Genomic DNA, 22,363 nt, shown 5'->3' with positions numbered 1-22,363 from the left:
CATTTGCCCCAGTGATGCGCATCTGTCACTGCGTCTCGCCCTGAAGATTGTGTGAAGATGATGCCCCGCATCTTACGGACGGCGCAGGCCAGGCTAACCTATGCAGAGATCACCACGGCAGGCCGCATAGGTCGATGGTCCCCGTATCAGGCGCGCGCTTGATGTCGAACACGAACGGTGTCATCGCCTCGAAGCGGACGCGTCCGCCCGGCTGCTCGCAATAGACCTCGCCGGTGAAGGGCCGCCAGCCGCGCGCCTGGTAGAACGCGAAATTGTGCGGCTCACAGAACAGCAGCATGAAGCGCGCCGCCTCATTGGCGCGCACGGTCTCGACCGCGGCATTGAGCGCAATCGAGGCATAGCCGCGGCGCCGGCAGTCCTCGCGGGTCGCAACACCGCCGATGCCGCCAATATGGATCCGGTGTCCGTTCCAGGTGATGGTGCGGAAATGGATGCCGACATGGCAGCCGACGCCGCCCTCGGGCGCTTCGAGCAAGACGCGCAGGTCGGCACCGGCCCACTTGATATGGCCCCACGGCAATTTCGCGACCACTTCGCGCGGCCAGACCGCCCGAAACAGCGGCTCGACCGTCTTCCAGGAAGCATCGCCGTTGAGGACTTCGATCTCGATGCTCACTTGAGTGGGTCCTTGCATTCCATCGGCGCGATCTTACTCGCACAAACGGGAAAACGCACCTCCGTCCGCACCCTGCCGCTCGGAGTTGATCTTAAGCATTTCATTCCCAACACTATTTTGGAGTTGGTTCGTTGCGCTGACGTTCTGCGAATCGCCCGCACGGCCTGCATGCCTGCGCCGAAAATGCGGTGTTTAAGTGTGATGGAACCTTCTATAAGAGGTCTCCGTTAGTGTCGTCTCCCCTCATGTTGGACATCACACCATGACTTTCACGCTACCCGACCTCCCCTACGCCCACGATGCCCTCGCGCCCTACATGTCGAAGGAAACGCTGGAGTACCATCACGACAAGCATCATCAGGCTTACGTGACCAACGGCAACAACGCGATCAAAGGCACCGAATTCGAGGGCAAGTCCCTCGAGGAGATCGTGAAGGGCTCGTACAACAAGAACGCGGCCGTCTTCAACAATGCCGGCCAGCACTACAACCACATTCACTTCTGGAAGTGGATGAAGCCGAATGGCGGCGGCAGCAAGCTGCCGGGCCGTCTCGAGAAGAAGATCAACGAGGACCTCGGCGGCTTCGAGAAGTTCAAGGCCGATTTCGCCGCCGCCGGCGTCGGCCAGTTCGGCTCCGGCTGGGCCTGGCTGCAGGTCAAGGGCGGCAAGCTCGAAATCTCCAAGACGCCGAATGGCGAGAACCCGCTGGTCCATGGCGCGGTCCCGATCCTGGGCGTCGACGTCTGGGAGCACTCCTACTACATCGACTATCGCAATCGCCGTCCGGACTATCTGAAGGCGTTCGTCGACAACCTCGTCAACTGGGACTACGTCGACGAGCTGTTCGGCAAGGTGTGACGGTTTAGGCCGTCGTTCCGGATGCGACTTTCCCGACCCTCCCCCGAAAGGGGAGGGTCTGTTCGCATGTAGCGAAGCGCAATGCGAACCGGGGAGGGATCATCTCTCCACGCGGGCACCGTCTCAAGGGAGAGACTGTGGGTGCGCACATCGTTCAAGGAGAGGTGATAGTCCCTCTCGACGGCACACCAGCGGGGCAGTGGTGGGAACGGCAGCAAGCTATTTTCTGGTCTTCTTCGGCGGCGGCCTCGGCGCAATGCTGCGCCATTTCATCAATCTCGCCTGCGCGCGCAGCCTCGGCACCGATTTTCCCTACGGCACCTTCATCATCAACATCACCGGTTCGACCGTGATGGGCCTGATCGCGGGCTATCTCGCCTTCAAGGGCGAGGCATCGCAGCCCTGGCGGCTGTTCCTGATGACCGGCATCCTCGGCGGCTACACCACCTTCTCCGCCTTCTCGCTCGACGCCGCGCTGCTCTACGAACGCGGCGAACTCGGGCTCGCGGCATTCTACGTGCTCGGCTCGGTCGTGCTCTCGATCGCCGGCCTGTTCGCCGGCCTCGCCATCGTCCGCCACCTCACATGATCTCTCCGTCATTCCGGGGCGCGCGAAGCGCGAACCCGGAATCCACGGGCCACATGCACAGGCTGTGAAATGGATTCCGGGCTCGATGCGGAGCCTGTCATCGGGCCGCGCTTTGCGCGGACCCGTTGGCATCGCCCCGGAATGACAAATGGAGAGGGCGCCGCAACCGCGCATGGCCATAGCCTGCGCGCGCATGGATACGCGGCCAGCTTCCATTTGCGTCGCCTTTGTGACGGGACTAAGCAGGATGGACATTCTCACCCCGCCCTGGCCCCATTGCCTTGTCAGATGCACCGCTAAAGGATCCGCCGCCGGCCGATGACGCCGCGGAGGCCGAGACGCCTCCCGGCCGTGTGCGCAAGCCGATCGGCTGGTCGATGATCTCAATCCTTGTGCTCGTCCTCATCTGCGCCGGCCTGGTCTATCGGCGCGACGGCGCTGACGGCGTGATCGAGATCCTCACCCACGACCTCTCGCTGTTCGGCGGGATCCTGCCGCGCGTGCTCGCGGGCTGCCTGCTCGGTGCGTTCATCGCGGAAATTCTGCCGCACGAAAAAGTCTCGCGCTCGCTCGGACCGAAGTCGGGATTGAAGGGCCTTCTGATCGGCACCGCCTTCGGTGCGATCCTGCCAGGCGGTCCCTTCACCGCCTATCCGGTGGCGGCGGCGCTGCTCACCGTTGGCGCCGATTTCGGCGCGACGATCGCGATGGTGGTGAGCTGGACGCTGATCGGTTACGGCCGCGCGGTGGCCTGGGAACTGCCGATCATGGGCACCGAGTTCACGCTGTGGCGGATCGTGATCTCGCTGCCGCTGCCAGTGCTCGCCGGCGCCTTCGGCCGCTTCGTCTATGCCCGCGTCTATCCGAACGGCGCACCGGAATGAGCGCCGCGCTCCTGATCGACATCCTGCTGTGGGGCTCGGTCGCCGGCGTCGGCTTCATCGCCTGGCGCCGTGGACGCACGGTGCTGGTGTCGTCGTTGCGCGAAGGCTCGCTCGAATTCGCCAATATCATGCCGCGGATCGCGATCGGCGTGGTCGGGTCGGGCTATATCGCCGCCGTGATCCCGCAGGAGATCATCACCGGCTGGCTCGGGCCCGACAGCGGCTGGCTCGGCGTCGCGACCGCCGTCATCGCGGGCGCAGCGACGCCGGGCGGGCCGGTGGTCGGTTTTTCCATCGGCGCGGTGGCGCTGAAGGCCGGCGGCGGGCCACCCCAGGTGATCGCCTATGTCGTCGCCTGGGCGCTGTTCGCCTTCCAAAGGGTGATCCTGTGGGAGATACCGTTCATGCCGGCCCGCTTCGTCTGGTTCCGCGCCGCGGTCTCGGTGCCGTTTCCCTTCCTGGCCGCCGCCATCGCGATGGCGATCGGCAAACCGTGAACCATCGATCAGGTGGACTCGCGTAATGTTATAATGTAACGTTCCCGCGAAATGGCTCACGCACATCCCCATACCCACGACCACGTCCATGGACACGGCCACGACCATGTCGTCCACAGCCATGGTCCGACAACGCCGCATCCGGCGCAGGCGGCGACTTGGTCGATCCTGCGCATGACGGTCGTCGCACGCCTTGCCGCGGCGCTCGCGGTCTGTGCCGGCCTGTGGGCCTTCGTGCTGCTGGCGATGAGGTGAGCGATGCCCGCGCAAGTGCAATTCCGCAACGTCACGCTCGGCTATGACCGCCATCCGGCGGTGCATCATCTGAACGGCGACGTCGCCTCCGGCGCGCTGCTCGCAATGATCGGCCCGAACGGCGCCGGCAAGTCGACGCTCTTGCGAGGCATCACCGGCATCCTGAAGCCGCTCTCCGGTGCGATCGACCTCGGCGGCCTCGACCACAGGGACATCGCCTATCTGCCGCAGTCGGCCGAGATCGACCGCAGTTTCCCGATCTCGGTGTTTGATTTTGTCGGCACCGGCCTGTGGCGCGGCATCGGCCTGTTCGGCGGCATCGGCAAGGACGCGCGCGAGAAGATCCTCGCCGCAATCGCCGCGGTCGGGCTCAACGGGTTCGAGAACCGTCCGATCGGCACGCTCTCCGGCGGCCAGATGCAGCGCATGCTGTTTGCACGGGTGCTGCTACAGAATGCGCGATTGATCGTTCTCGACGAACCCTTCAACGCCATCGACGCCAAGACCACCGCCGACCTGCTGGCATTGGTCAAGCGTTGGCACAGCGAGGGACGCACGGTGCTGGCGGCATTGCACGACCTCGACATGGTGCGCGCCAATTTCCCGGAAACGCTGCTGCTCGCGCGCGGGCCGGTGGCGTGGGGGCCGACCGCCGAAGTGCTGACGCCTGATAATCTCACGGTGGCGATGCGGATGTGCGAAGCCTTCGACGACCGCGCCGCCGCCTGTGCCGTGGACACCTCGCGCGCCGCCTGAAGCCATGCTCACTGACGCGCTGATCGCGCCCTTCACCGAGTTCGAGTTCATGCGCCGCGCGCTTGCCGCCGTGGTCGCGCTCTCGCTCGGCGCCGCGCCGATCGGCGTGTTCCTGATGCTGCGGCGGATGAGCCTGGTCGGCGATGCCATGGCGCATGCGATCCTGCCGGGGGCGGCGATCGGCTTCCTGCTCTCCGGGCTCAATCTGTTCGCGATGACGGTTGGCGGCCTGGCCGCGGGATTTACGGTGGCGCTGCTCGCCGGCCTCGTCGCCCGCAACACGGAGCTGAAGGAGGACGCCTCGCTCGCCACCTTCTACCTGGTCTCGCTGGCGCTCGGCGTCACCATTGTTTCGATCAAGGGCACCAATATCGACCTCCTGCATGTGCTGTTCGGCGACATTCTCGCGATGGACAACCAGACTCTGCTGGTCATCACCTTCAACGCCACCATCACGCTGCTCGTGCTCGCGGTGATCTACCGCCCGCTGGTGATCGAATGCGTCGATCCGGTGTTCCTGCGCACGGTCAGCCGCGCCGGCGCGCCGGCGCATCTGGCGTTCCTGGCGCTGGTCGTGGTCAACCTCGTCAACGGCTTTCATGCGCTCGGCACGTTGCTCGGCGTCGGATTGATGATCCTGCCGGCCGGCATCGCGCGGTTCTGGTCGCGCGACATCACCGGCATGATCTGCATCGCGGTCGCAAGCGCGATCCTTTCGGGCTATGCCGGGCTGGTGTTGTCGTTCCAGACGCGAATTCCCTCGGGCCCCGCGATCATTCTGGTCGCGGCCGGGCTCTATCTGGTCTCGCTCCTGTTCGGCAATGTCGGCGGACTGGTCCGCCAGATGTTCCCCGGCCGGCATCTGGAGGCCTAGCGGCGATGCGACGGTGGTTCTGGCTTGCGCTGCTCGCGCTCGTCACGCTTGTAGGTCCGGCGCGCGCGCAAGAGCGCCTCAACGTGGTCGCCAGCTTCTCGATCCTCGCCGACTTGGTCCGCAACGTTGGAGGCGACAAGGTCAATGTCGCGGCGCTGGTTGGCCCCGAGGGCGATGCCCACGTGTACCGGCCGACGCCGGCGGACGCCAGAAAGGTCGCGGAAGCGAAGCTGCTCTTCATCAACGGGCTCGGGATGGAGGGCTGGCTGCCGCGGCTGGTGCAATCCGCCGGCGGCAAAGCGACCATCATCACCGTGACGGACGGCATTGCGCCGCTCAAGCTCGGCTCGGCGCCCGATCCTCATGCCTGGCAGTCCGTTGCTAATGCAAAGATCTATGTCGCCAATATCCGCGACGCGCTTGTGGCCGCTGCGCCTGCGAACGCCGCCGCCTTCCGCACCAATGCGGAAAGCTATCTGGCAGAGCTCGACGCGCTGGACAGAGAAGCGCGGCAGGCGGTCGCCACCATCCCGGAGGCGCGCCGCAAGGTGATCTCGACCCACCGCGCCTTCGGCTATTTTGCGGCCGCCTACGGTATCGAGTTCATTGCCCCCGTAGGGGTCTCGACCGAATCCGAGCCCAGCGCCCGCGATATCGCAGGGATCATCACCCAGATCAAAAAGGCGAAAATTCCGGCGATTTTTCTCGAAAATGTCAGCGATCCCCGCCTGATCCAGCGGATCGCTGAGGAGACCGGGGCCAGGATCGGCGGGACCCTCTATTCGGACAGTCTCACTGCCGAAAAGGGCGAGGCCCCCACTTACATTGGGGTGGTAAGGCACAATATAAAGGCCTTGACCAGCGCGCTTGGCCACTAGGGCAGGGGCCCTCCCTGCCGGCCCGGGCAGCGCGATCGTTAGTTCCGCCCCCGGAGTCGCCATGCCAGAACCTTCTTCGCAAAAGATCCCTGTGACCGTGCTGACGGGCTATCTCGGCGCCGGCAAGACCACGCTGCTCAACCGCATCCTGTCCGAGAACCACGGCAAGAAATACGCGGTCATCGTCAACGAATTCGGCGAGATCGGCATCGACAACGACCTGATCATCGGGGCCGACGAGGAAGTGTTCGAGATGAACAACGGTTGCATCTGCTGCACCGTTCGCGGCGACCTCGTCCGCATCATGGACGGCCTGATGAAGCGCAAAGGCAAGTTCGACGCCATCATCGTGGAGACCACGGGCCTCGCCGACCCGGCGCCGGTGGCGCAGACCTTCTTCGTCGACGAGGACGTGCAGAAGAACGCCCGGCTCGATGCCGTCGTCACCGTGGCCGATGCCAAATGGCTCAGCGACCGGCTGAAGGATGCGCCCGAGGCCAAGAACCAGATCGCGTTCGCCGACGTCATCGTGCTGAATAAGACCGACCTCGTCTCAAAGCCCGAGCTCGCCGAGGTCGAGGCCCGCATCCGCGGTATCAACCCTTACGCCAAGCTGCATCGGACCGAGCGCTGCAAGGTGGAACTGGCCGACGTGCTGGAGCGGGGCGCCTTCGATCTCGACCGCATCCTCGACATCGAACCGGATTTCCTGGAAGCCGACGATCACGATCATGACCATGATCATCACCACCATGGCCACGACCATCATCACCACCATGATCATGGCCACGGCATGAAGCACTACCACGACGAGGAGATGCAATCGCTGTCGCTGCGCACCGACAAGGCGCTCGACCCCACGAAATTCATGCCGTGGCTGCAGAACCTGGTGGCGACCGAGGGCCAGAAGATCCTGCGCTCCAAGGGCATCCTCGCCTTCGCCGGCGACGACGACCGTTACGTGTTCCAGGGCGTCCACATGATGCTGGAAGGCGACCATCAGCGGAAGTGGAAGGAGGACGAGCCGCGCGAGAGCCGGCTGGTCTTCATCGGCCGCGAATTGCCGGAGCAGGCGATCCGCGACGGCTTTGAGCGCTGCATCGTCTCGTGATGAGCGAGTTCGACCCGGGCGAGGTGCCCTCCATCGCTTCGATGACCGATCAGGTACGGCCAGTGCCGCTCGGCATGGCCGTCACATCAGTGCATTTCCTTGGCGACACCGCCCACTTCATCGGCGCCGAGGAGAATGTCGCCGTCGTCGGCGGGGAGGGCGAAGTCTCGCAGACGCCGGTGCATGGCGGCGCGATCCTCTGCTCCGTCTCGGATGGCGAGCGGATCGTCATGGGCGGTGACGATGGCAAGCTGGTCGCGCTCAATGCTAAAGGCGAGGTCTCGACCTTGGCGACCGACCCGAAGCGGCGCTGGATCGATGCCGTGGCGCTGCATTCCGATGGCGCGGTGGCGTGGTCGGTGGGCAAGACCGCGTTCGTGCGTCCGGCCAAGGGCGAGGAAAAATCCTTCGATGCGCCGTCCACCGTCGGCGGTCTTGCCTTTGCGCCAAAGGGCCTCCGGCTCGCAATCGCCCATTATGGCGGCGCGACGCTGTGGTTTCCCAACATGGCGGCCAAGCCGGAATTCCTGGAATGGGCGGGCTCGCATCACGCCGTCACCTTCAGCCCTGACAACAAATTCCTGGTCACCGCGATGCATGAGCCGGCGCTGCATGGCTGGCGGCTCGCCGACAACAGGCACATGCGGATGAGCGGCTATCCCGGCCGGGTGCGGTCGATGTCGTGGAGCGCCGGCGGCAAGGGGCTTGCTACCTCAGGGGCCGACACCGTCATCATCTGGCCCTTCAACAGCAAGGATGGCCCGATGGGCAAGCAGCCGGCGATGCTGGCGCCGTTGCAGGCGCGCGTCGCGGTCGTCGCCTGCCATCCGAAGGACGACATCCTGGCGGCCGGCTATAGCGACGGCACCGTGCTGATGGTCCGGATGGAGGACGGGGCCGAGATACTGCTCCGTCGCAACCAGGGCGTGCCAGTCGCCGCACTGGCCTGGAACGCCAAAGGTACGCTATTGGCATTCGCGGACGAAGACGGCGACGGAGGTCTGTTGGCGTTTTAATCACCTGTCGTGTCCAAGCCGTATTGAGGGGCTATGCGGTTTCTGACGACCTTCCAACTCGCTGATTTCTTCGACACGCTGATAAGCCTGACCACAGCCTTTGTGCTGGGCACGCTGATCGGCGCCGAGCGGCAATATCGCCAGCGCACCGCGGGCCTGCGCACCAATGTGCTGGTCGCGGTCGGAGCGGCTGCGTTCGTCGATCTTGCGATGCGACTGTCGGGCGCGGACGGCGCCGTGCGGGTGATCGCCTATGTCGTGTCGGGCATCGGCTTTCTCGGCGCCGGTGTCATCATGAAGCAGGGCATGGATGTGCGCGGGCTCAACACGGCGGCGACCTTGTGGACATCAGCCGCGGTCGGCTCTTGCGCCGGCGCCGACATGGAGGCGCAGGCCGCAGCGCTCACCTTCTTCATCCTCGCCGGCAACACGCTGCTGCGGCCGCTGGTGAATGCCATCAACCGCATCCCGCTCGACGAGCAGGCATCGGAGGCGACCTACTATTTCAAGCTCGCGGTCTCCAGCGACGCCTTGCCGGCCATGCGCGACCAATTGGTCGAGAAGCTCGAGGCCGCCAGCTACCCGGTTGCTGATATCGATCTCCAGGAGATCGGTGACGATCTCCTGGAGATCGTGGCGACGCTGGTCAGCACGTCAGTCAATCCCAATGAGCTCAATGCCGTCGCGGTGGACCTGCAGCGTCAGGCCGGCGTCCGCCACGCCACCTGGGAAGTCAACACAGCCGATTAGGGCGTCGAACTGCGCCTGGCTGCGGGGTTGTGTCAGGTGCCTGCACGCTTGGGGCGCGGCGCGATCCACACCCAACCGGCGAGGCCGGCAAGTGCGGCGCAGCTTGCGGGCACCAGCATGATCGTGCTCAGCGCCCGCTCGAATGCGGCTATTGCCCCTGCATGAGCGTCCGCCTGTCCGGACATCACGGCATTCAGGGCCTCGTTGGCTTGCGCGGGCGTTGCTCCGGCAAGATCATGCAAGAAGTTTGCAAAGAACACCACGCCGAGTGCCGCAACCGCGAGCAGGCCGCCAACGCGAGCGACCGCGTTGTTGATGCCCGAAGCAATCCCGGCGTGGGCTTCGCCGGCGGCTGCCATCACAGTCGACGTCAGCGGTGGAACCGTGATCGACATCCCCCCGCCCAGCAGGACCATCGACGGAAATACGCTAATCCAGTAAGGCTGCCTGAGATCGACAAAGGCAAGTATCGTAAATCCGCAGGCTGCGACGATGGGCCCGACAGTGAGCAACAGCCGCGGCCCCCAACGGTCAGCAATGGTCCCGGCGAATGACGCCCCGAATCCCATGATCAGGGCAAAAGGCAGCAACGCTGCGCCGGCCTGGGTCGCCGAGTAGCCGCCGACGCGGATCAGGCCGAACGGCAGATAATAGAGCGCACCTCCGAGCGCGAAGTAGAGCAACAGCGTCAACGCATTCGTTGCTGAAAAATCGCGAGATTGATAGAGCGACAACGGCATCATCGCCCGCTCATGGAGACGGGCTTCAATCACGACGAACGAAGCCAGGAAAGCGGCTCCCACTCCCAGGGCAACCAGCACTGTCTTGTCGCGAAATCCCGACGCCGGAATGGCGCTGAGGGACCATGTCATCGCAGCAAGGCCAATCGCGACTGAGGCGGCGCCGCTCCAGTCGAGTTGCTTCGCCCGGGGATCGCTGCTTTCGCAGCCGAAGCGAAGCGCAAGTCCGGCCGCGGCAATGGCGAGCGGGACATTGAGGAGAAAGATCGCCCGCCACGATACCTGGTCGACCAGCCAGCCGCCCAACATCGGACCGGCCGCCATCATCAGTGCACCTGCGCCCGCCCATATCCCGATTGCCCGGATCCGTTCATCCTTGCCGAAGGTCGCTCCTAACATCGCCAGACTGGCCGGCGTTAACAGCGCGGCGCCAAGACCTTGAACCGCACGGCTGACGATAAGCACCATGATATTCGGTGAGAGCCCGCAGACGATGGAGGCGGCGGTGAAGACCGCGATGCCGATAACAAAAATCCGGCGTCGGCCGTAGAGATCGGCCGCCGAACCTCCGATCAGCACGAGCGCACCAAGCAGCAGCAGGTAGGCGTTGACGATCCACTGTGTCGCAGCCGCATCTGCATTCAGCGCCTGTTGGATTGCGGGTAACGCGATGTTCACGACAGAACCGTCGAGGAGAGCCATGCTGGACCCAATGACGGCTGCGGCCAGCGTCAGCCACTTGCGTCTCTGTGACAGGGCAGCGTCAAAAGCCGGTGTCGCCTCGATGACCCCGGCGTCGCACGGCGGCTGTGTGAATCCAATCATTGGATGCCCGAGTAAGGACATTGGTCCTGGGTTAGGCTGCACCTGTCAGTCGCTGAGGACAAGCGCGATGGGCTCGGGGCGGTAGCAGCGATTGCGTACCACCGGGTCACCCGGCGCAAAAAAAGGAGGGAGCGGCTGGTTGCTCGGCCGCTCTTTTGCCGTGAACACAATCCCCGTCAGGCGGCGCGCTTCATACGCCGGAGACTTGCGCCGTATGGACCTACGGAGCGAGGCGGTCGCTACCTACGAAAAACGTTTCGAGAGTCAGAAAGCGAACCGAAGTCTCGGCGCTGGTCGAGCATAGTCCGGTAGATGGGGGCACGGCGCGACAACTCCGTCCGGTCCGACATCTGGGAAATCCTTCCCGGCTCGTTCGTGGCACGCTCGCTTCGAGAGAGCCGGGATTGCGTATCGAACTGCCGCTGGTTCCAGTCTCGCTTGAAAGGATTACAACCCGTGAATGATGCATACTCGAATGAAATGAATGCCAATCCGACTGCCGGTGCTGACGCGAAACGCGGATTCGACATGCCGCTGTTCGCGATACCGGGAGTGTATCAGAACATCGCCGAGCAAAGCATGCTGCGGGCGAAGGAAAATTGCGAAAAGATGAAGGCCGCTTCTGGCGAGATCGCCGACATCCTCAAGGAGGCCTGCTCAACCAACGCGAAAGGCGCCGCCGACTACGCGGCCAAGTTGATCGAGATCTCGGGCACGAACGCCAGCTCCGCTCTCGAATTTCTCACGCATCTGATGGGGACGAAGTCGCTGCCAGAGATCATCCAGCTATCGGCCACGCATGGCCGCAAGAATTTTGAGGTCACCTCCGCTCAGAACAAGGAACTGTGGGAGCTCACTCAGGAAGTGGCGAAGGAGACTGCCGAGCCTATCAGGAAGAGTCTTGCCAGGGTGCTGCGGACAGGTCCCTAGATCGAACTTCTCTTAAGCACCACCGAGAATCGGCTGGACGAAAAGCGCCTCCCGCGAGAAGAGGCGGAGTCCAGCCGATGGCCCGCGGAATGCTGCTGATGCAGCAACTCGGGACATTGAGGGAGGACCAAGATGGGTATCGTCATGATCAAATGCCCGCAGACGGGACGCGCGATCCCTACGGGCATGAAAGCCGATCGCGAGAAGTTTCGATGCAGTACGGTGTTCTTCGCGCGCACTTATTGCTCGATCTGCCAGACCAACCATGAATGGTTTGCCAAGGAAGCGTGGGTTTACGAGACGGACGAAAGAGTGAGGAGCGTGTGCTAAGGCTGGCCACTAGCTAACCGTTCCTCAACGGTGCCTTGCACGGTGAGCGGCCGCTCCGTGGGCGTGCGCGCGGTGCTGCGCTCCGTTCTCGGCGGTCGGTAGCGGGGCGTGCGTGCGCGGCCTTTCATGCGCTGGCCAGGAGTGACCGCGCGGCGTCATCTCGTTCGTCGAAACGATGCGCTCGATCCTGCTGCGCATGATCTGGTAGCAGTCGCATGCCGCTGCTTCGAGCCGCGGCCTGTCGATTTCGATCGAGCTTCGCCGATTGGACCTGATCGCTCCCGACGCGCGGAGCTTGGATACGACATGGGTCACCGTCGTTCGTCGCACGCCCAGCAACTCCGAAAGCGTCTCCTGCGTCAGCGGCAGCATGTCGCTTTCGGTCCGGTCGTGGATGTGCAGCAGCCAATGGGCCAACCGGGCTTCGACTGAGTGCAGCGCATTGCAAGCCGCAACATGCTGGAGCTGCACTATCAGGGCCCTGTTGAGCCTATTGACGGCGGCCTTGAGCGCGTGGCTGTGCTCGAGCGCCGCATGGAAGCGTGCCGGAGAGAGCTGCAAAGCAGTTCCGGCGATCCGAACCACCATGGTCATCGGCGAGCGGGCCGGCCCGAGCGCCGTGAGGATGTTTACCGCGCCCTCTTTGCCGACGATCGCGGTGGTGACCGTTTGTCCGTTCGGCATGTCCATAACGTGCGCGACCAGCCCGCTGGACGGGAAATAGATCTGTTCAATCAGATCGCCCGATCGCGCCAGGACGGCGTCGCGTTTGAGCGACACGTTCCGGAAATGGGGCGCAAGCAAATCCAGGTCCGCTTGCGGCAGCGCGGCCAGCAGTCGATTTTCAATCCTGGTCTCATGCTCCATCGCGGGAAAGCTCCTTCCCAGAGACGGAGGCGAGGTGCACTTAGTGCCATGCGCACTAACCCACCACGCCGGACCACTAAAAACGGCCGCGCGGGAGAAAGTTCCAATGGGAGCCGCAGCGCCAGGTGGCGGGGTGCGCCACGCCATCTGGAAAGTCAACACAGCCGATGGGGGGCCTCGATCGTCAGCGCTTCTCCGGCGCGACCTTGTAGCCGACGATGCGTGTGTTCCAGACGCAGGGAGTGGCATCATTGGCCCACTGCTGGGTCGCCCACAATGTCTTGCGGTCCACCGGGTCGAGCGCGGTCAGGATGCCGACCGAATTCCCCATCGGGCTCACGTTCCTCTCATTCGGGCAGGTGTAGGGATGCGTGCCCGCGACGATCGTCGTCGGGCCGGTGAACGTGTTGGCCGGATCGTCCTGGCGGCGGGTCCAGAGCAGGACCGACAGGTTTGCGCGCGCGCTTGAGGACGTGCCGACGATGCCCAGGTTCCCTGCATCGTCCACGCCAATCGTGCCAAACTCCAGGTGATTGTCAGGGCTGGCAATCTTTGCCGTCTGGCTGACCACGCAGGCGGCCGGCTGCGAGCAATCGAGGTCCACCCAGATCAGCAAATTGTTGGCATCAGCGCCCTGCGCCCCGCAGGAGTCAGTGCATGGCCCGGACCCGAGGACGCCATACAGGTGCGAGCCGTGCTGGACGACATTCATCAGGCGGTGGCTGGTTGCGGCGCGAAGGGTGACGTCGCTGCCGGCCTGCGGGATCGACATGGTCTGGCCGCAGCACGGCGTGTTGTAGAGCCACTTGTTCTCCTTCGAGCCGATATCGGTCTTGATCACCTGCTGGGCGCCGCCAGCATTGTAGGTGCCGGTGGCGCCATTCCACCTGAAGGTGTTCACGATCCAGTGAAACGAGAAATTGGTCGACCGCTGGCAGGAGTATTGCGCCGCGTGGTCGCAGCTCTTGTTGGCAAAGAACGCCAGAGCCGATGGTGCCTTCGATCGATCGTGGTCAACCGCAGGGACGATGTCGAGCGGCAGCTTGTGGCCACGGTTGATATGGGTTGGCGCTGTGCCTTGCGCGATCGCCTTGATCTCATCCGGCGGTACTGCAAAGCAGTCGTAGGACACGCCCGGCACCGTGCTCGGATTGTCGTCGCCGACGTGGCCTCCGCAGATGTACACACCGTTCTTGTCGTAGCCCAGCTTGATGCCGGGATTGCGGTCGAGGCAGGGGCCGCCCTGCAGGCAGGACAGGTAGGTGCCGCCCCACGAATCCGTCGCGTCGGCGCTGGCGCTCACAAGCGTGCAGTCGTTGGCGCAGGTCACGGTGATGATCCAGCGCTCGATGAACTCGTTGTAGACGACATGCGGCTCGAACGGCCCGCCGCCTTTCGCCGGGTTCGGGTCGAGCCCGGCACCGCGGATCAGTGCGGCCAGCGGCGTGGATTTCAACAGCTTGCCCGTAGTGTCATACACGTTGACGTTCTGCCAGGTGACCTGCACAATCTGCTTGCCGCTCGCGGCAACGTCCATCTCCGCCCGATCACAATGGATCGGCCCCCCGTTCGATTTGCACACCGCCTGACCTGGTCCGCGGTCGCCCTCGAACGAGTTGACGGTCTGCGCGCTCGCGGCTCCCCAATGAGACAGCATTGGCAAGACGATCAGCAGAGCACCAACGGCAAGCTGCCTTCCGGTTCGTCGGTTAGACATGATTTGGTTCAGCCATCGCTAGAAGTTGAAAGTCGTCGAGACCAGATAGGTTCTGGGCGCACCGAGATAGACGTATCTGTTGGTGTTCGCGCCCTGCCAGTAGTTCTTGTCGAACAGGTTCTCGACCTGGAAGCGCACCACCACCGGCTTGTTGTTCCACGGCGCCGTAAAGGTGTAGCGCGCACCGGCGTCGTAGCGTGTCCAGTCCGAGACCAGCAGCGTGTTGGCCTGATCGACGAAGAAGCTGCCGGTATAGATCGCGCGTCCCGTCAGCGTCAGGCCGTGCAGGAACGGCACGTCCCACTCACCGCCGAGATTGAGCTGTGTGTCGGGCACGCCGAAAGTCCGGTAGCCGTCAAACTGCCCGCGCTCGGTCTTGTCCTGACGCGCATCGATGAACATCACGCCGCCCAGCAGCCGCACGCCTGGCGTGACCTCACCGAAGACATTCAGCTCGACGCCACGGTTGCGGCTCTCGCCGGATTGCGTCAGCGTGTTGGTGACGAAATCGACGAGCTGCAGCGGCCGGTTGATGTCGAAGGCGCTGACGGTCGTCGTTATCCGGCCCCAATCGACCTTGGCGCCGACTTCATACTGCCGGGTCCGATAGGGTGGCAGCACCTGGCCGGCATTGGCATACTGAGCGCCGACCACGGTGCCGGCCTCGAGCCCTTCGATGTAGTTGGCATAGATGGAGACGTTCTCCAGCGGCTTGATCACCACCGCATAGGCCGGCGTCGTCGCCGAAGTGTCATAGCCGGACGTCTGCAGCCCGGTCGTCGCACTGAACGAGCGGCTCTCGACATATTGCTGGCGCACGCCCGCGGTGAACTGGACGCGACCGTTTGCCACCGACATGGTGTCGGCAATGCCGAAGCTCGACAGATGCGTATCCGAGATTTTCGGCGGTGCTCCAACCGAGATCAGCGGCGTCGGGCTCGGACGCGGGCTATAGAGATTGGACGTGAAGGCCGTGCCCGTCGTGTTGATGATGCCGACGTCACCTTCGGATCCCGTCGCGTTGAAATTGATCGCGTGATGGATAGGCCCGGTATCCACCGAGGCACGGAAGCCCGCTTGCACCGCCGCCTGGTCGCGGGTCTGGCTGTTCAGTCGTGGCGAACCGTCGAAATTGCCGTTGAGGTTGGTGACCCTGATATCCGAATAAAGATACTTGGTCTCCCCCTTCACCACGCCGGCCTGGGCATAGGCCGTCAGGTTCTCGGTGATGTCGACCTCACCCTGCACGAGGCCGAATTTGCCTTCGCCGTTCCAATAGCCCCAGCTTGGCATGAAGCTCGCGCGTGCATCCGGCGGCACCGGCACGCCGGTCAGCGTCGGACCTAACACCACGAAGCGCGTCATGGCGTCGACGTTGTTCTTCTCGTAACCGACATCCGCGGACAGGCGGACGCGCTCGCCGCGGTAGTCGAGGCCTAGCGCTGCCGTCCCGAGCTCCTGGCTCTGGTTGGCGAGTTCGGTATCGCCGTTGCGATAGCTGCCGTTGAACCGAACGCCGAATTCGCTCGCTTCGCCGAACCGGCGACCGACGTCGAAATGCGTGCCGAACTGCGAGCGCGACGCATAGGTGTTGGTGAGCTGTGCGATCGGATCATCGCCAGCACGCTTGGTGACGAGATTGATGCTGCCGCCGACGCCGCCGCCCGGCGGCATGCCGCTCAGCAGCGCGCCCGGCCCCTTCAGCATCTCGACGCGTTCGATCGCGGCCAGCGACGAGAACGAGAAAGCCGATGCGATGCCGTACAGTCCGTTGATGCCGTAGGCCGAACTCGGCACGTCGAAGCCGCGGATGGACACAAAGTCGAAGCCGTAGGCGCGCGGCACGTTGGAACGGATCGACGGATCGTTGGCGAGCACGTCATCGAGCTTTCGCGCCTGCTGATCCTGGATTGTCTGCGCGGTGTAGCTGGTCTGGTTGAACGGCGTGTCCATCACGTTGCGATTGCCGAGCATGCCGACCTGGCTGCCCGAAGCCACCTGCCCGCCCGCATAGGATGGCGGCAGGCTGCCGATCATGCCGGTCGGCGGTGTCGTCCGCGCACGAGGCTCGACAGGGCGCGGAGCCGCACGCGGCGCAGTTGCGGCATTTTGGCGCGGTGCGACACGACGCGCCGCGCGCGGCGTTGGCGCATGCACCTGCACGGCCGGCAGCTCGTGCGACGTCTGCGCAACGGCTGCGTCCCCGCCATCAATCATCAACGCAAGTGCGCTCGCTGCAGCCAGAAGGGTTTTCTTGTGAAGTGTAGTCCCGCACGTCATCAGATCAGTCGCCCCAAAATCCCCAGCCGACTTCTGTCGGCTACCGAGATCGCGACCTACAGGAGGTCGTGGTGCGGTCACAATGCGGCGGGCTTAGATTCCATCTAGCTTTTCACGCAGATTGAGAAGCGAAAGGCTGCACACAACTCCGCGCACGGCGCGATATGACAACAGCGTTTGCGTCTGACCTTCGACTTTCGTTCGTTCTTTGGAAGCTGCCGTCATCCACGAGAATTCAACTAAACAATCGCCCTTCGATACGTGCAGGCGCGCGTCTCGCTTGGCTACGGCTGCGCTTCCATGCCACCAACGAAGCAGGCATGTACGACGTGGATTTGAACGGAAGAAGCGACTTCCCGCGGTCAGCCTAGCACCTTCTTCTGCAGATAGCTGAAGGCAACGAAGACCAGCACGGCGCCAAGGATCCGGAGCAGATAGAGCATGCCCTGAGGCCATCCATTATAGCGCACATCTTGGTGGTTCTTGTCCAAGTGGATGCCCGGGATCACTGAATCTAGAGCTAACAGGAATGGACTCTTCGGTTGGTAGGAGCCTGCTGCCAGACGAGTGGAGGCGTGCCAGAAGATTCCCCAGCCAAGCAGCACGAATCCGGCGATCCACAAGAAACCCACTTCCGGATGGAAGCCGTAATCGGCGACAAGCCATGTGAAAGTGAGGCCAAGAAAATCCACCGACGCTATATCCGCCCAGTGCCAGTCTTGGTTGTTCTTGGCAATCAGGATCTTGTCGGAGTTGTGGGTTTCGCCGCGTTGTGCGTACGACTTGGCGATCAGCGTATACGGCTCCAGGTCGGGACGACCGTGAGTGCGGATTCCGGCGTATGCATCCATGGCGCGGACGACCGGCATCGGGTCCGGACCGAAATAGGCATTGGCGAAGATGAACTGGTCGAGCTTGATCTGCCGAGGCGATGCGCCCTTAGGGTTGGCCTGAAAGGCGAAGACCCCGTGGTCCACGGACTCGGTGATGCTCAGCTCTGGCTTATCGAGGTCCCTGAAGCGGTTCCAGTCAGGATGGAGGATGAACAGGTCGCCGACTTTCACGCGCTTCAAGTCGATGGCGTCGTAGGACCCTTCCAGGATCGATACCCGGTCCTCGATCCGGGCCGTATGAATCGTCAGTGCTCCATCGGGCTTCTCTGCCTCCAATGACTGCGGATCGGGATCCACATGGTCCGCTCCGACCTTCTTCGCGGTAACCGATACCTTGTTCAGGAGGAAATGCTTGGCCGCTACCAATTGCATCTTGATGCTTGCCAAGTGGGAGTTCTCCAGCCTGAGATCGCCATCAAGGGTCGTATTCTGGATTACGAACCTCTCGACGTAAGCGTTTTGTATATCCAGCGATTTCAGCGCCGCGGTGTCGATAGCAAGTCGGTCGGTACTGAACCCGAACAACCTGAGCGGTACATTCCACGTGTGATGCCTCAATTCCGGATCGCCGAAAATCATCGCCAGAAATTTGCTGCTGAGCGTTCGCGATTCGTCGGTGGCCAGCTTCTCGGGGTTCTTGTTGTTTTCCGTTCGAAGAGCTTCAAGCTTCTGCCGGTACACTGCATCGCGCTTCGGTGAATCCTTGCCCTCCCTTTTGTCCGCGTAGTCGTTCGCTTCCTTCTCGTCGAAATCGACATTGAGATGCCGGCAGATTTGTTGCCATGCCCACACCTCAGGGTCCGACCAGGTGTCGGAAGCCTTCTTCTCGCACTTTTTTGCGTCGACAATGAAGACGGCGGTTGCCGCCGGGTCTTCCGATGACGTGCCGTTAGGCTGATCCGCGGGTTTGAGGGGTGCCTGGGCGGCACACGTGGCAGAGGCCGAGATCAGGCAGATGCTGCAGCAGCCGACAAAAGCAACAAGCGATCCCTGCTTACGCCAACGCTGTATCCATTCCAAACAAGCTGTGCTTTGCATGGCCGTGCCCTCCGGCATCGGATGGATCATCGTCAAACTAACAGGAAACTCCCACGAGCAATGTGAGCAGCTTCACATCGTTCGCGGGTGTTCAGTGCGGACTGGGTACCTGACCATGCTCCCATTGAGTAGAGGGTTTACGTTTTTTCCTAAAGCCGTCGCCGCTATCGTTGATCGGTCATGGCCTCTGAGACAGAATTGGCCAACCGCAATTTGCGTGAATCGCTGCAAATCAGAAACTTATGACCAAGCCCGCGAGCAACGCCCCTATCGCCGAAATCTTCCATGCCTACTGGAAATCCGACTGGCGGGCGCTGTCGCTGGTGGCGGCGGTCGTCTTCCTGTCGAGCGCCAGCGGCATCGCTGCGCCGTACCTGTTCTCCCGCCTTGTGGACCGGCTGACCAAAGAGACTGTTGTCTCGGACCTTCTGTGGGCGTTCTTGCTCTACGCCGCGCTGGTGGGATTAGCCTCGGCGCTGCAGCGCGCGGTGCAACACCTGTCGGTGATGACGGCCGAAAACCTCGGCTTCATCGTGAGCACGCGGTTCTTCGAACGCATTTTGAGGAAAAGATCCGACTTCTTCGTCGAGCATAACCCGGCCGAGATCCAGACTGCCGGCGCCCAGGGGCGTGGCGCGCTGACGACGATCATGCACATCGCGCTGATCGTGTTCATTCCGGGCGCAACGCAGATCGCGCTCACGCTCGTCACCCTCGGCGCTCTCTTGAGCATCGAGGTTGTGGCGATCGTCGCCGCTTACGGCGCCGCCATGATCACGGTGACATTCGTCTCGACGCGTCGATCGCAGGCCCTTCTCGACGCCGCCGTCTCGGCTGCGCAGGAAAATGCTCGATTCGTCGGCAACGCGATGAACGCGATGGAGACGTTGCGTCATCTCGGCAGTCATGCGTGGATGAGCCGCCGCTTCACCGAGAAGGCTCGCGCGGTAAAGGATGGCTGGCGGGCTTACACATTCCGTCGCGCCGGCTCGTCGGCCCTGCTGGGCCTGGGTCTCTCGATCCAATTCGCCGTCAATTTCCTGCTGTTGCTGCCCCGCCATCAGGCCGGAGCGATGACGGTCGGCGATATCGTGCTGTTCAACGCCCTGTTGCTCCAGCTCAACCTGCCGTTCGAGATGATCGCCCAGACGATGGACGTTTTCGCGCGTTCCCGAGCGCAACTCATTCCGCTCGCGGACATGTGGCGGGCTCCGGAAGAGAATGAATCGCCGCATGCAGAGACCTTTGTCCCCCGAGAGGGACGCATCACCTTCGACGATATCAGGTACGATTACGGCAATGGTCGTGGGGTCGATGGCATCAGCTTCACGGCAAGCCGCGGCTCCATCACGTTTATCGTAGGCGAGACCGGCTCTGGAAAGTCGACCATCTTCAAGCTCGCGCTGAAATCCATCGAGCCTCATTCAGGTCGCATTCTGGTCGATGACATCGACCTCCTGCGCATCGCGCGCGCCGACTGGTACCGCGCCATAGCGGTCGTGCCTCAGGACGTCGCGCTGCTGAACGAAAGCCTTGCAGACAACATCATTCTGGGTCGCCCTCGCGATGAGGCCCGGCTTCGCGACGTCTCGGAGAAGGCGACTATCCTGTCTTTCATCGATGCGCTCCCGGAGGGCTTCGAGACCAGGGTCGGCGAACGCGGCCTGAAGCTGTCGGGCGGAGAGCGCCAGCGCATCGCGATCGCCCGCGCCCTCTATGGCAACCCGACCGTTCTTTTCCTCGATGAGGCGAGCTCCGCGCTCGATGACGCGACCGAGCGGGACATCATGAACCACGTTCGTACCCTGGTTCGCGATGTCACGGTGCTGGCCATCACGCACCGAAGATCCGTCCTTGGCGACGCGGACAATGTCGTGGATCTCAGCGATCCCCGGCCCTTGTGATCAGCCTTGGTTGCGTAGGTCGGTCGATCGACAGCATGCAATAGCGTCCGCGAACAGCGGCAGCATTGCAGGTTTCGACCTGAAGCGGGCCGTTTGATCCCGATCAATGAGGAGCGAGTGCATTTGGACCTATTCCAACATTGGTCGTGGTTGGGAGCTCGATACTATGCGCAAGTTCTTATCTGTCGCTGTTGCGATGCTGGCCTCTTCACAAGCTGTCGCTGATGACGATCTCATGAAGGCTGCCAAGCAGCTCTTCACACCAATCCCTTCGGTGCTCCCCGCTGTCAAAAACAACGCCGTCACGCGCGACAAGATCGAGCTCGGCAAGATGCTGTTCTTTGATCCGCGCCTGTCGGCTAGCGAGATCATCAGTTGTAACACCTGCCATAACGTTGGCACCGGCGGCGTCGACGCCGGTCCGACCTCCGTCGGTCACGGCTGGCAAAAGGGGCCGCGCCGGGCGCCAACGGTCTATAACGCGGTGTTCAATGTGGCGCAGTTCTGGGACGGACGCGCGGCGGACCTCAAGGCGCAGGCGAAGGGTCCTGTGCAGGCGAGCGTCGAAATGAACGCGACACCCGATCACGTGATCAGGACGCTGACGTCCATGCCCGACTATGTCGCGATGTTCAGGAAGGCGTTCCCCAACGAAGCATCCCCAGTTACCTTCGACAACTTTGCCAAGGCGATCGAGGCGTTTGAGGCGACTCTGATTACGCCGGCCGCGGCCTTCGATCAGTACCTTGAAGGGGATGCCAACGCCCTCAGCGCGCAGCAGAAGGCGGGATTGAAGCTGTTCATGGACAAGGGGTGCTCGTCCTGTCACAACGGCATCAACATCGGCGGCCAGGACTACTTCCCGTTCGGCGTGATCGAAAAGCCGGGTTCGGACGTGTTGCCCAGCGGCGACAAAGGCCGGTTCGCGGTCACCAAGACGGCGAGTGACGAGTACGTGTTTCGCGCCGCGCCTCTCCGCAACGTCGCCCTGCGAGCACCGTACTTTCACTCGGGCCAGGTCTGGAGCTTGAAGCAAGCCGTCGGCGTGATGGGCGAAGTTCAGCTTGGTGCCAAGCTAACTGACAAGGAAGAGAACGATATCGTGGCGTTCCTGAATTCGCTGACCGGGCAATTGCCAAGGATCGAATATCCCATATTGCCCACGCGCACGGATGCAACACCGCCGCCGTCGCTCGGAAAATAGGCCGTTCTTTTCCGGGTCCGGTGGCTCGGGCCACCCGCGCCCCAGGTCGGTACAGTTCCCGTTGCCCCGTGCGTGGAACCAGGTCTCGCTGGAATCGTTGAACCCGCAGACAATGACGCGGGTAGAACGAGATGGCGACCGACAGGCAGCGCAGCTACCGGAAGGATATTCTGATCGCATCCGCTCTGTTTGTAGGCGGACTGGTGATTTCGACCGCTTCGCTGGTGGAGATCGCCGCGCGTCAATCCGAGGAGGTGGCGCAGGCGACGCCGCCAGTGCAGTCTTCCCCGCCCGAGCCGCAGACGAAGCCAGCCGAATCAAAGCCAGGCGGCGAGCGGCCGACCACGCCGGCGCCCGAGCCCGCACGTCCCGACCCGGACGCGCAGAAGACCGGCGCGCAGCCGGCGCTGCCACCGGCACCCGCAGAGAAGACCGCCCCGCCGGTCCAGAAAAAGTGATGTCCTCTCATTCCCGCGGACCGGCCTGAACGTACCCTGCCGAATTTACAGTCTCGCCTGCGTCCCTCTGC

Annotated in this window: 22 protein-coding genes; 16 read left to right on the top strand and 6 right to left on the bottom strand. The window is 63.0% G+C overall.

What is annotated here, in order from left to right; all coding sequences use genetic code 11:
• Positions 1-109: 109 nt before the first annotated feature.
• A complete protein-coding gene (locus tag AC5ZGW_RS27050) occupies positions 110-637 on the bottom strand; it encodes a GNAT family N-acetyltransferase (protein ID WP_130225397.1) in 528 nt (175 codons plus the stop codon).
• A 262-nt stretch (positions 638-899) separates the two neighbouring features.
• Between AC5ZGW_RS27050 and AC5ZGW_RS27045 the strand changes: the two genes are divergently transcribed.
• The 11 genes from AC5ZGW_RS27045 (at position 900) to AC5ZGW_RS26995 (ending at position 9,106) form a co-directional block, all read left to right on the top strand.
• Complete coding sequence (locus AC5ZGW_RS27045) at positions 900-1,496, top strand: superoxide dismutase (RefSeq protein ID WP_130225396.1); 597 nt, start codon at positions 900-902, stop codon at positions 1,494-1,496.
• 202 nt (positions 1,497-1,698) lie between these two features.
• The gene (gene crcB / locus AC5ZGW_RS27040; protein ID WP_130225395.1) at positions 1,699-2,085 is read left to right on the top strand and encodes a fluoride efflux transporter CrcB; all 387 of its coding nucleotides are present in this window, start codon (positions 1,699-1,701) and stop codon (positions 2,083-2,085) included.
• A 281-nt stretch (positions 2,086-2,366) separates the two neighbouring features.
• Positions 2,367-2,969, top strand: a complete 603-nt coding sequence (locus tag AC5ZGW_RS27035; protein ID WP_130225394.1) for a permease — start codon at positions 2,367-2,369, stop codon at positions 2,967-2,969.
• Positions 2,966-3,466 (top strand): hypothetical protein, encoded by a 501-nt coding sequence (locus AC5ZGW_RS27030; RefSeq protein ID WP_208823980.1) that lies wholly within the window; start codon positions 2,966-2,968, stop codon positions 3,464-3,466. Before AC5ZGW_RS27035 ends, AC5ZGW_RS27030 begins: the two co-directional genes overlap by 4 nt.
• A gap of 51 nt (positions 3,467-3,517) precedes the next feature.
• On the top strand, positions 3,518-3,721 hold the full coding sequence (locus AC5ZGW_RS27025; RefSeq protein ID WP_130229403.1) for a hypothetical protein: 204 nt from the start codon (positions 3,518-3,520) through the stop codon (positions 3,719-3,721).
• A gap of 3 nt (positions 3,722-3,724) precedes the next feature.
• On the top strand, positions 3,725-4,477 hold the full coding sequence (locus AC5ZGW_RS27020) for a metal ABC transporter ATP-binding protein (protein ID WP_130229404.1): 753 nt from the start codon (positions 3,725-3,727) through the stop codon (positions 4,475-4,477).
• Between the two features lie 4 nt (positions 4,478-4,481).
• Positions 4,482-5,351: a metal ABC transporter permease gene (locus AC5ZGW_RS27015; protein WP_130229405.1), complete on the top strand. Its 870-nt coding sequence runs from the start codon at positions 4,482-4,484 to the stop codon at positions 5,349-5,351.
• 5 nt (positions 5,352-5,356) lie between these two features.
• Positions 5,357-6,229: a metal ABC transporter substrate-binding protein gene (locus AC5ZGW_RS27010; protein ID WP_130229406.1), complete on the top strand. Its 873-nt coding sequence runs from the start codon at positions 5,357-5,359 to the stop codon at positions 6,227-6,229.
• 61 nt (positions 6,230-6,290) lie between these two features.
• Positions 6,291-7,340, top strand: coding sequence for a CobW family GTP-binding protein (locus tag AC5ZGW_RS27005; protein ID WP_130229407.1), 1,050 nt, complete (start codon positions 6,291-6,293; stop codon positions 7,338-7,340).
• The gene (locus AC5ZGW_RS27000; RefSeq protein WP_463328070.1) at positions 7,340-8,356 is read left to right on the top strand and encodes a WD40 repeat domain-containing protein; all 1,017 of its coding nucleotides are present in this window, start codon (positions 7,340-7,342) and stop codon (positions 8,354-8,356) included. Before AC5ZGW_RS27005 ends, AC5ZGW_RS27000 begins: the two co-directional genes overlap by 1 nt.
• A gap of 33 nt (positions 8,357-8,389) precedes the next feature.
• Entirely contained in the window at positions 8,390-9,106 is a 717-nt protein-coding gene (locus tag AC5ZGW_RS26995) for an MgtC/SapB family protein (RefSeq protein ID WP_130229408.1), read from the top strand.
• A gap of 32 nt (positions 9,107-9,138) precedes the next feature.
• On the opposite strand, the gene AC5ZGW_RS26990 is transcribed toward AC5ZGW_RS26995, so the two are convergent.
• The gene (locus tag AC5ZGW_RS26990; protein ID WP_130229409.1) at positions 9,139-10,671 is read right to left on the bottom strand and encodes an MFS transporter; all 1,533 of its coding nucleotides are present in this window, start codon (positions 10,669-10,671) and stop codon (positions 9,139-9,141) included.
• 312 nt (positions 10,672-10,983) lie between these two features.
• Between AC5ZGW_RS26990 and AC5ZGW_RS26985 the strand changes: the two genes are divergently transcribed.
• Entirely contained in the window at positions 10,984-11,601 is a 618-nt protein-coding gene (locus AC5ZGW_RS26985; RefSeq protein ID WP_245475035.1) for a phasin, read from the top strand.
• Between the two features lie 132 nt (positions 11,602-11,733).
• Positions 11,734-11,931, top strand: a complete 198-nt coding sequence (locus AC5ZGW_RS26980) for a hypothetical protein (protein ID WP_028163005.1) — start codon at positions 11,734-11,736, stop codon at positions 11,929-11,931.
• Between the two features lie 24 nt (positions 11,932-11,955).
• On the opposite strand, the gene AC5ZGW_RS26975 is transcribed toward AC5ZGW_RS26980, so the two are convergent.
• The 4 genes from AC5ZGW_RS26975 to AC5ZGW_RS26960 form a co-directional block, all read right to left on the bottom strand.
• A complete protein-coding gene (locus AC5ZGW_RS26975) occupies positions 11,956-12,798 on the bottom strand; it encodes a Crp/Fnr family transcriptional regulator (protein WP_130229410.1) in 843 nt (280 codons plus the stop codon).
• Positions 12,799-12,982: 184 nt separating this feature from the next.
• Positions 12,983-14,515 (bottom strand): hypothetical protein, encoded by a 1,533-nt coding sequence (locus tag AC5ZGW_RS26970; RefSeq protein WP_130229411.1) that lies wholly within the window; start codon positions 14,513-14,515, stop codon positions 12,983-12,985.
• An 18-nt stretch (positions 14,516-14,533) separates the two neighbouring features.
• Positions 14,534-16,795: a TonB-dependent receptor gene (locus AC5ZGW_RS26965; RefSeq protein ID WP_130229412.1), complete on the bottom strand. Its 2,262-nt coding sequence runs from the start codon at positions 16,793-16,795 to the stop codon at positions 14,534-14,536.
• Positions 16,796-17,157: 362 nt separating this feature from the next.
• Entirely contained in the window at positions 17,158-18,762 is a 1,605-nt protein-coding gene (locus AC5ZGW_RS26960) for a hypothetical protein (protein ID WP_130229413.1), read from the bottom strand.
• Positions 18,763-18,968: 206 nt separating this feature from the next.
• On the opposite strand from AC5ZGW_RS26960, the gene AC5ZGW_RS26955 reads away from it, so the two are divergent.
• The 3 genes from AC5ZGW_RS26955 to AC5ZGW_RS26945 all read left to right on the top strand — a co-directional run bounded on the left by AC5ZGW_RS26955 (position 18,969) and on the right by AC5ZGW_RS26945 (position 22,292).
• Positions 18,969-20,630, top strand: a complete 1,662-nt coding sequence (locus AC5ZGW_RS26955) for an ABC transporter ATP-binding protein (protein ID WP_130229414.1) — start codon at positions 18,969-18,971, stop codon at positions 20,628-20,630.
• A 166-nt stretch (positions 20,631-20,796) separates the two neighbouring features.
• On the top strand, positions 20,797-21,834 hold the full coding sequence (locus AC5ZGW_RS26950; RefSeq protein WP_130229415.1) for a cytochrome-c peroxidase: 1,038 nt from the start codon (positions 20,797-20,799) through the stop codon (positions 21,832-21,834).
• 131 nt (positions 21,835-21,965) lie between these two features.
• Entirely contained in the window at positions 21,966-22,292 is a 327-nt protein-coding gene (locus AC5ZGW_RS26945; protein WP_463328068.1) for a hypothetical protein, read from the top strand.
• The last annotated feature ends 71 nt before the right edge of the window (positions 22,293-22,363 follow it).

This window comes from Bradyrhizobium sp. Crot121 (assembly GCF_059512385.1).
This window is presented reverse-complemented; position numbering and strand designations above follow the sequence as displayed.

Coding starts and splice junctions, on each gene's coding strand:
- AC5ZGW_RS27045 (WP_130225396.1), top strand. CDS start 900: ATGACTTTCACGCTACCCGACCTCCCCTACGCCCACGATGCCCTCGCG.
- AC5ZGW_RS27030 (WP_208823980.1), top strand. CDS start 2,966: ATGAGCGCCGCGCTCCTGATCGACATCCTGCTGTGGGGCTCGGTCGCC.
- AC5ZGW_RS27025 (WP_130229403.1), top strand. CDS start 3,518: ATGGCTCACGCACATCCCCATACCCACGACCACGTCCATGGACACGGC.
- AC5ZGW_RS27020 (WP_130229404.1), top strand. CDS start 3,725: ATGCCCGCGCAAGTGCAATTCCGCAACGTCACGCTCGGCTATGACCGC.
- AC5ZGW_RS27015 (WP_130229405.1), top strand. CDS start 4,482: ATGCTCACTGACGCGCTGATCGCGCCCTTCACCGAGTTCGAGTTCATG.
- AC5ZGW_RS27010 (WP_130229406.1), top strand. CDS start 5,357: ATGCGACGGTGGTTCTGGCTTGCGCTGCTCGCGCTCGTCACGCTTGTA.
- AC5ZGW_RS27005 (WP_130229407.1), top strand. CDS start 6,291: ATGCCAGAACCTTCTTCGCAAAAGATCCCTGTGACCGTGCTGACGGGC.
- AC5ZGW_RS27000 (WP_463328070.1), top strand. CDS start 7,340: ATGAGCGAGTTCGACCCGGGCGAGGTGCCCTCCATCGCTTCGATGACC.
- AC5ZGW_RS26995 (WP_130229408.1), top strand. CDS start 8,390: ATGCGGTTTCTGACGACCTTCCAACTCGCTGATTTCTTCGACACGCTG.
- AC5ZGW_RS26990 (WP_130229409.1), bottom strand. CDS start 10,671: ATGATTGGATTCACACAGCCGCCGTGCGACGCCGGGGTCATCGAGGCG.
- AC5ZGW_RS26985 (WP_245475035.1), top strand. CDS start 10,984: ATGGGGGCACGGCGCGACAACTCCGTCCGGTCCGACATCTGGGAAATC.
- AC5ZGW_RS26980 (WP_028163005.1), top strand. CDS start 11,734: ATGGGTATCGTCATGATCAAATGCCCGCAGACGGGACGCGCGATCCCT.
- AC5ZGW_RS26975 (WP_130229410.1), bottom strand. CDS start 12,798: ATGGAGCATGAGACCAGGATTGAAAATCGACTGCTGGCCGCGCTGCCG.
- AC5ZGW_RS26970 (WP_130229411.1), bottom strand. CDS start 14,515: ATGTCTAACCGACGAACCGGAAGGCAGCTTGCCGTTGGTGCTCTGCTG.
- AC5ZGW_RS26965 (WP_130229412.1), bottom strand. CDS start 16,795: ATGACGTGCGGGACTACACTTCACAAGAAAACCCTTCTGGCTGCAGCG.
- AC5ZGW_RS26955 (WP_130229414.1), top strand. CDS start 18,969: ATGACCAAGCCCGCGAGCAACGCCCCTATCGCCGAAATCTTCCATGCC.
- AC5ZGW_RS26950 (WP_130229415.1), top strand. CDS start 20,797: ATGCGCAAGTTCTTATCTGTCGCTGTTGCGATGCTGGCCTCTTCACAA.
- AC5ZGW_RS26945 (WP_463328068.1), top strand. CDS start 21,966: ATGGCGACCGACAGGCAGCGCAGCTACCGGAAGGATATTCTGATCGCA.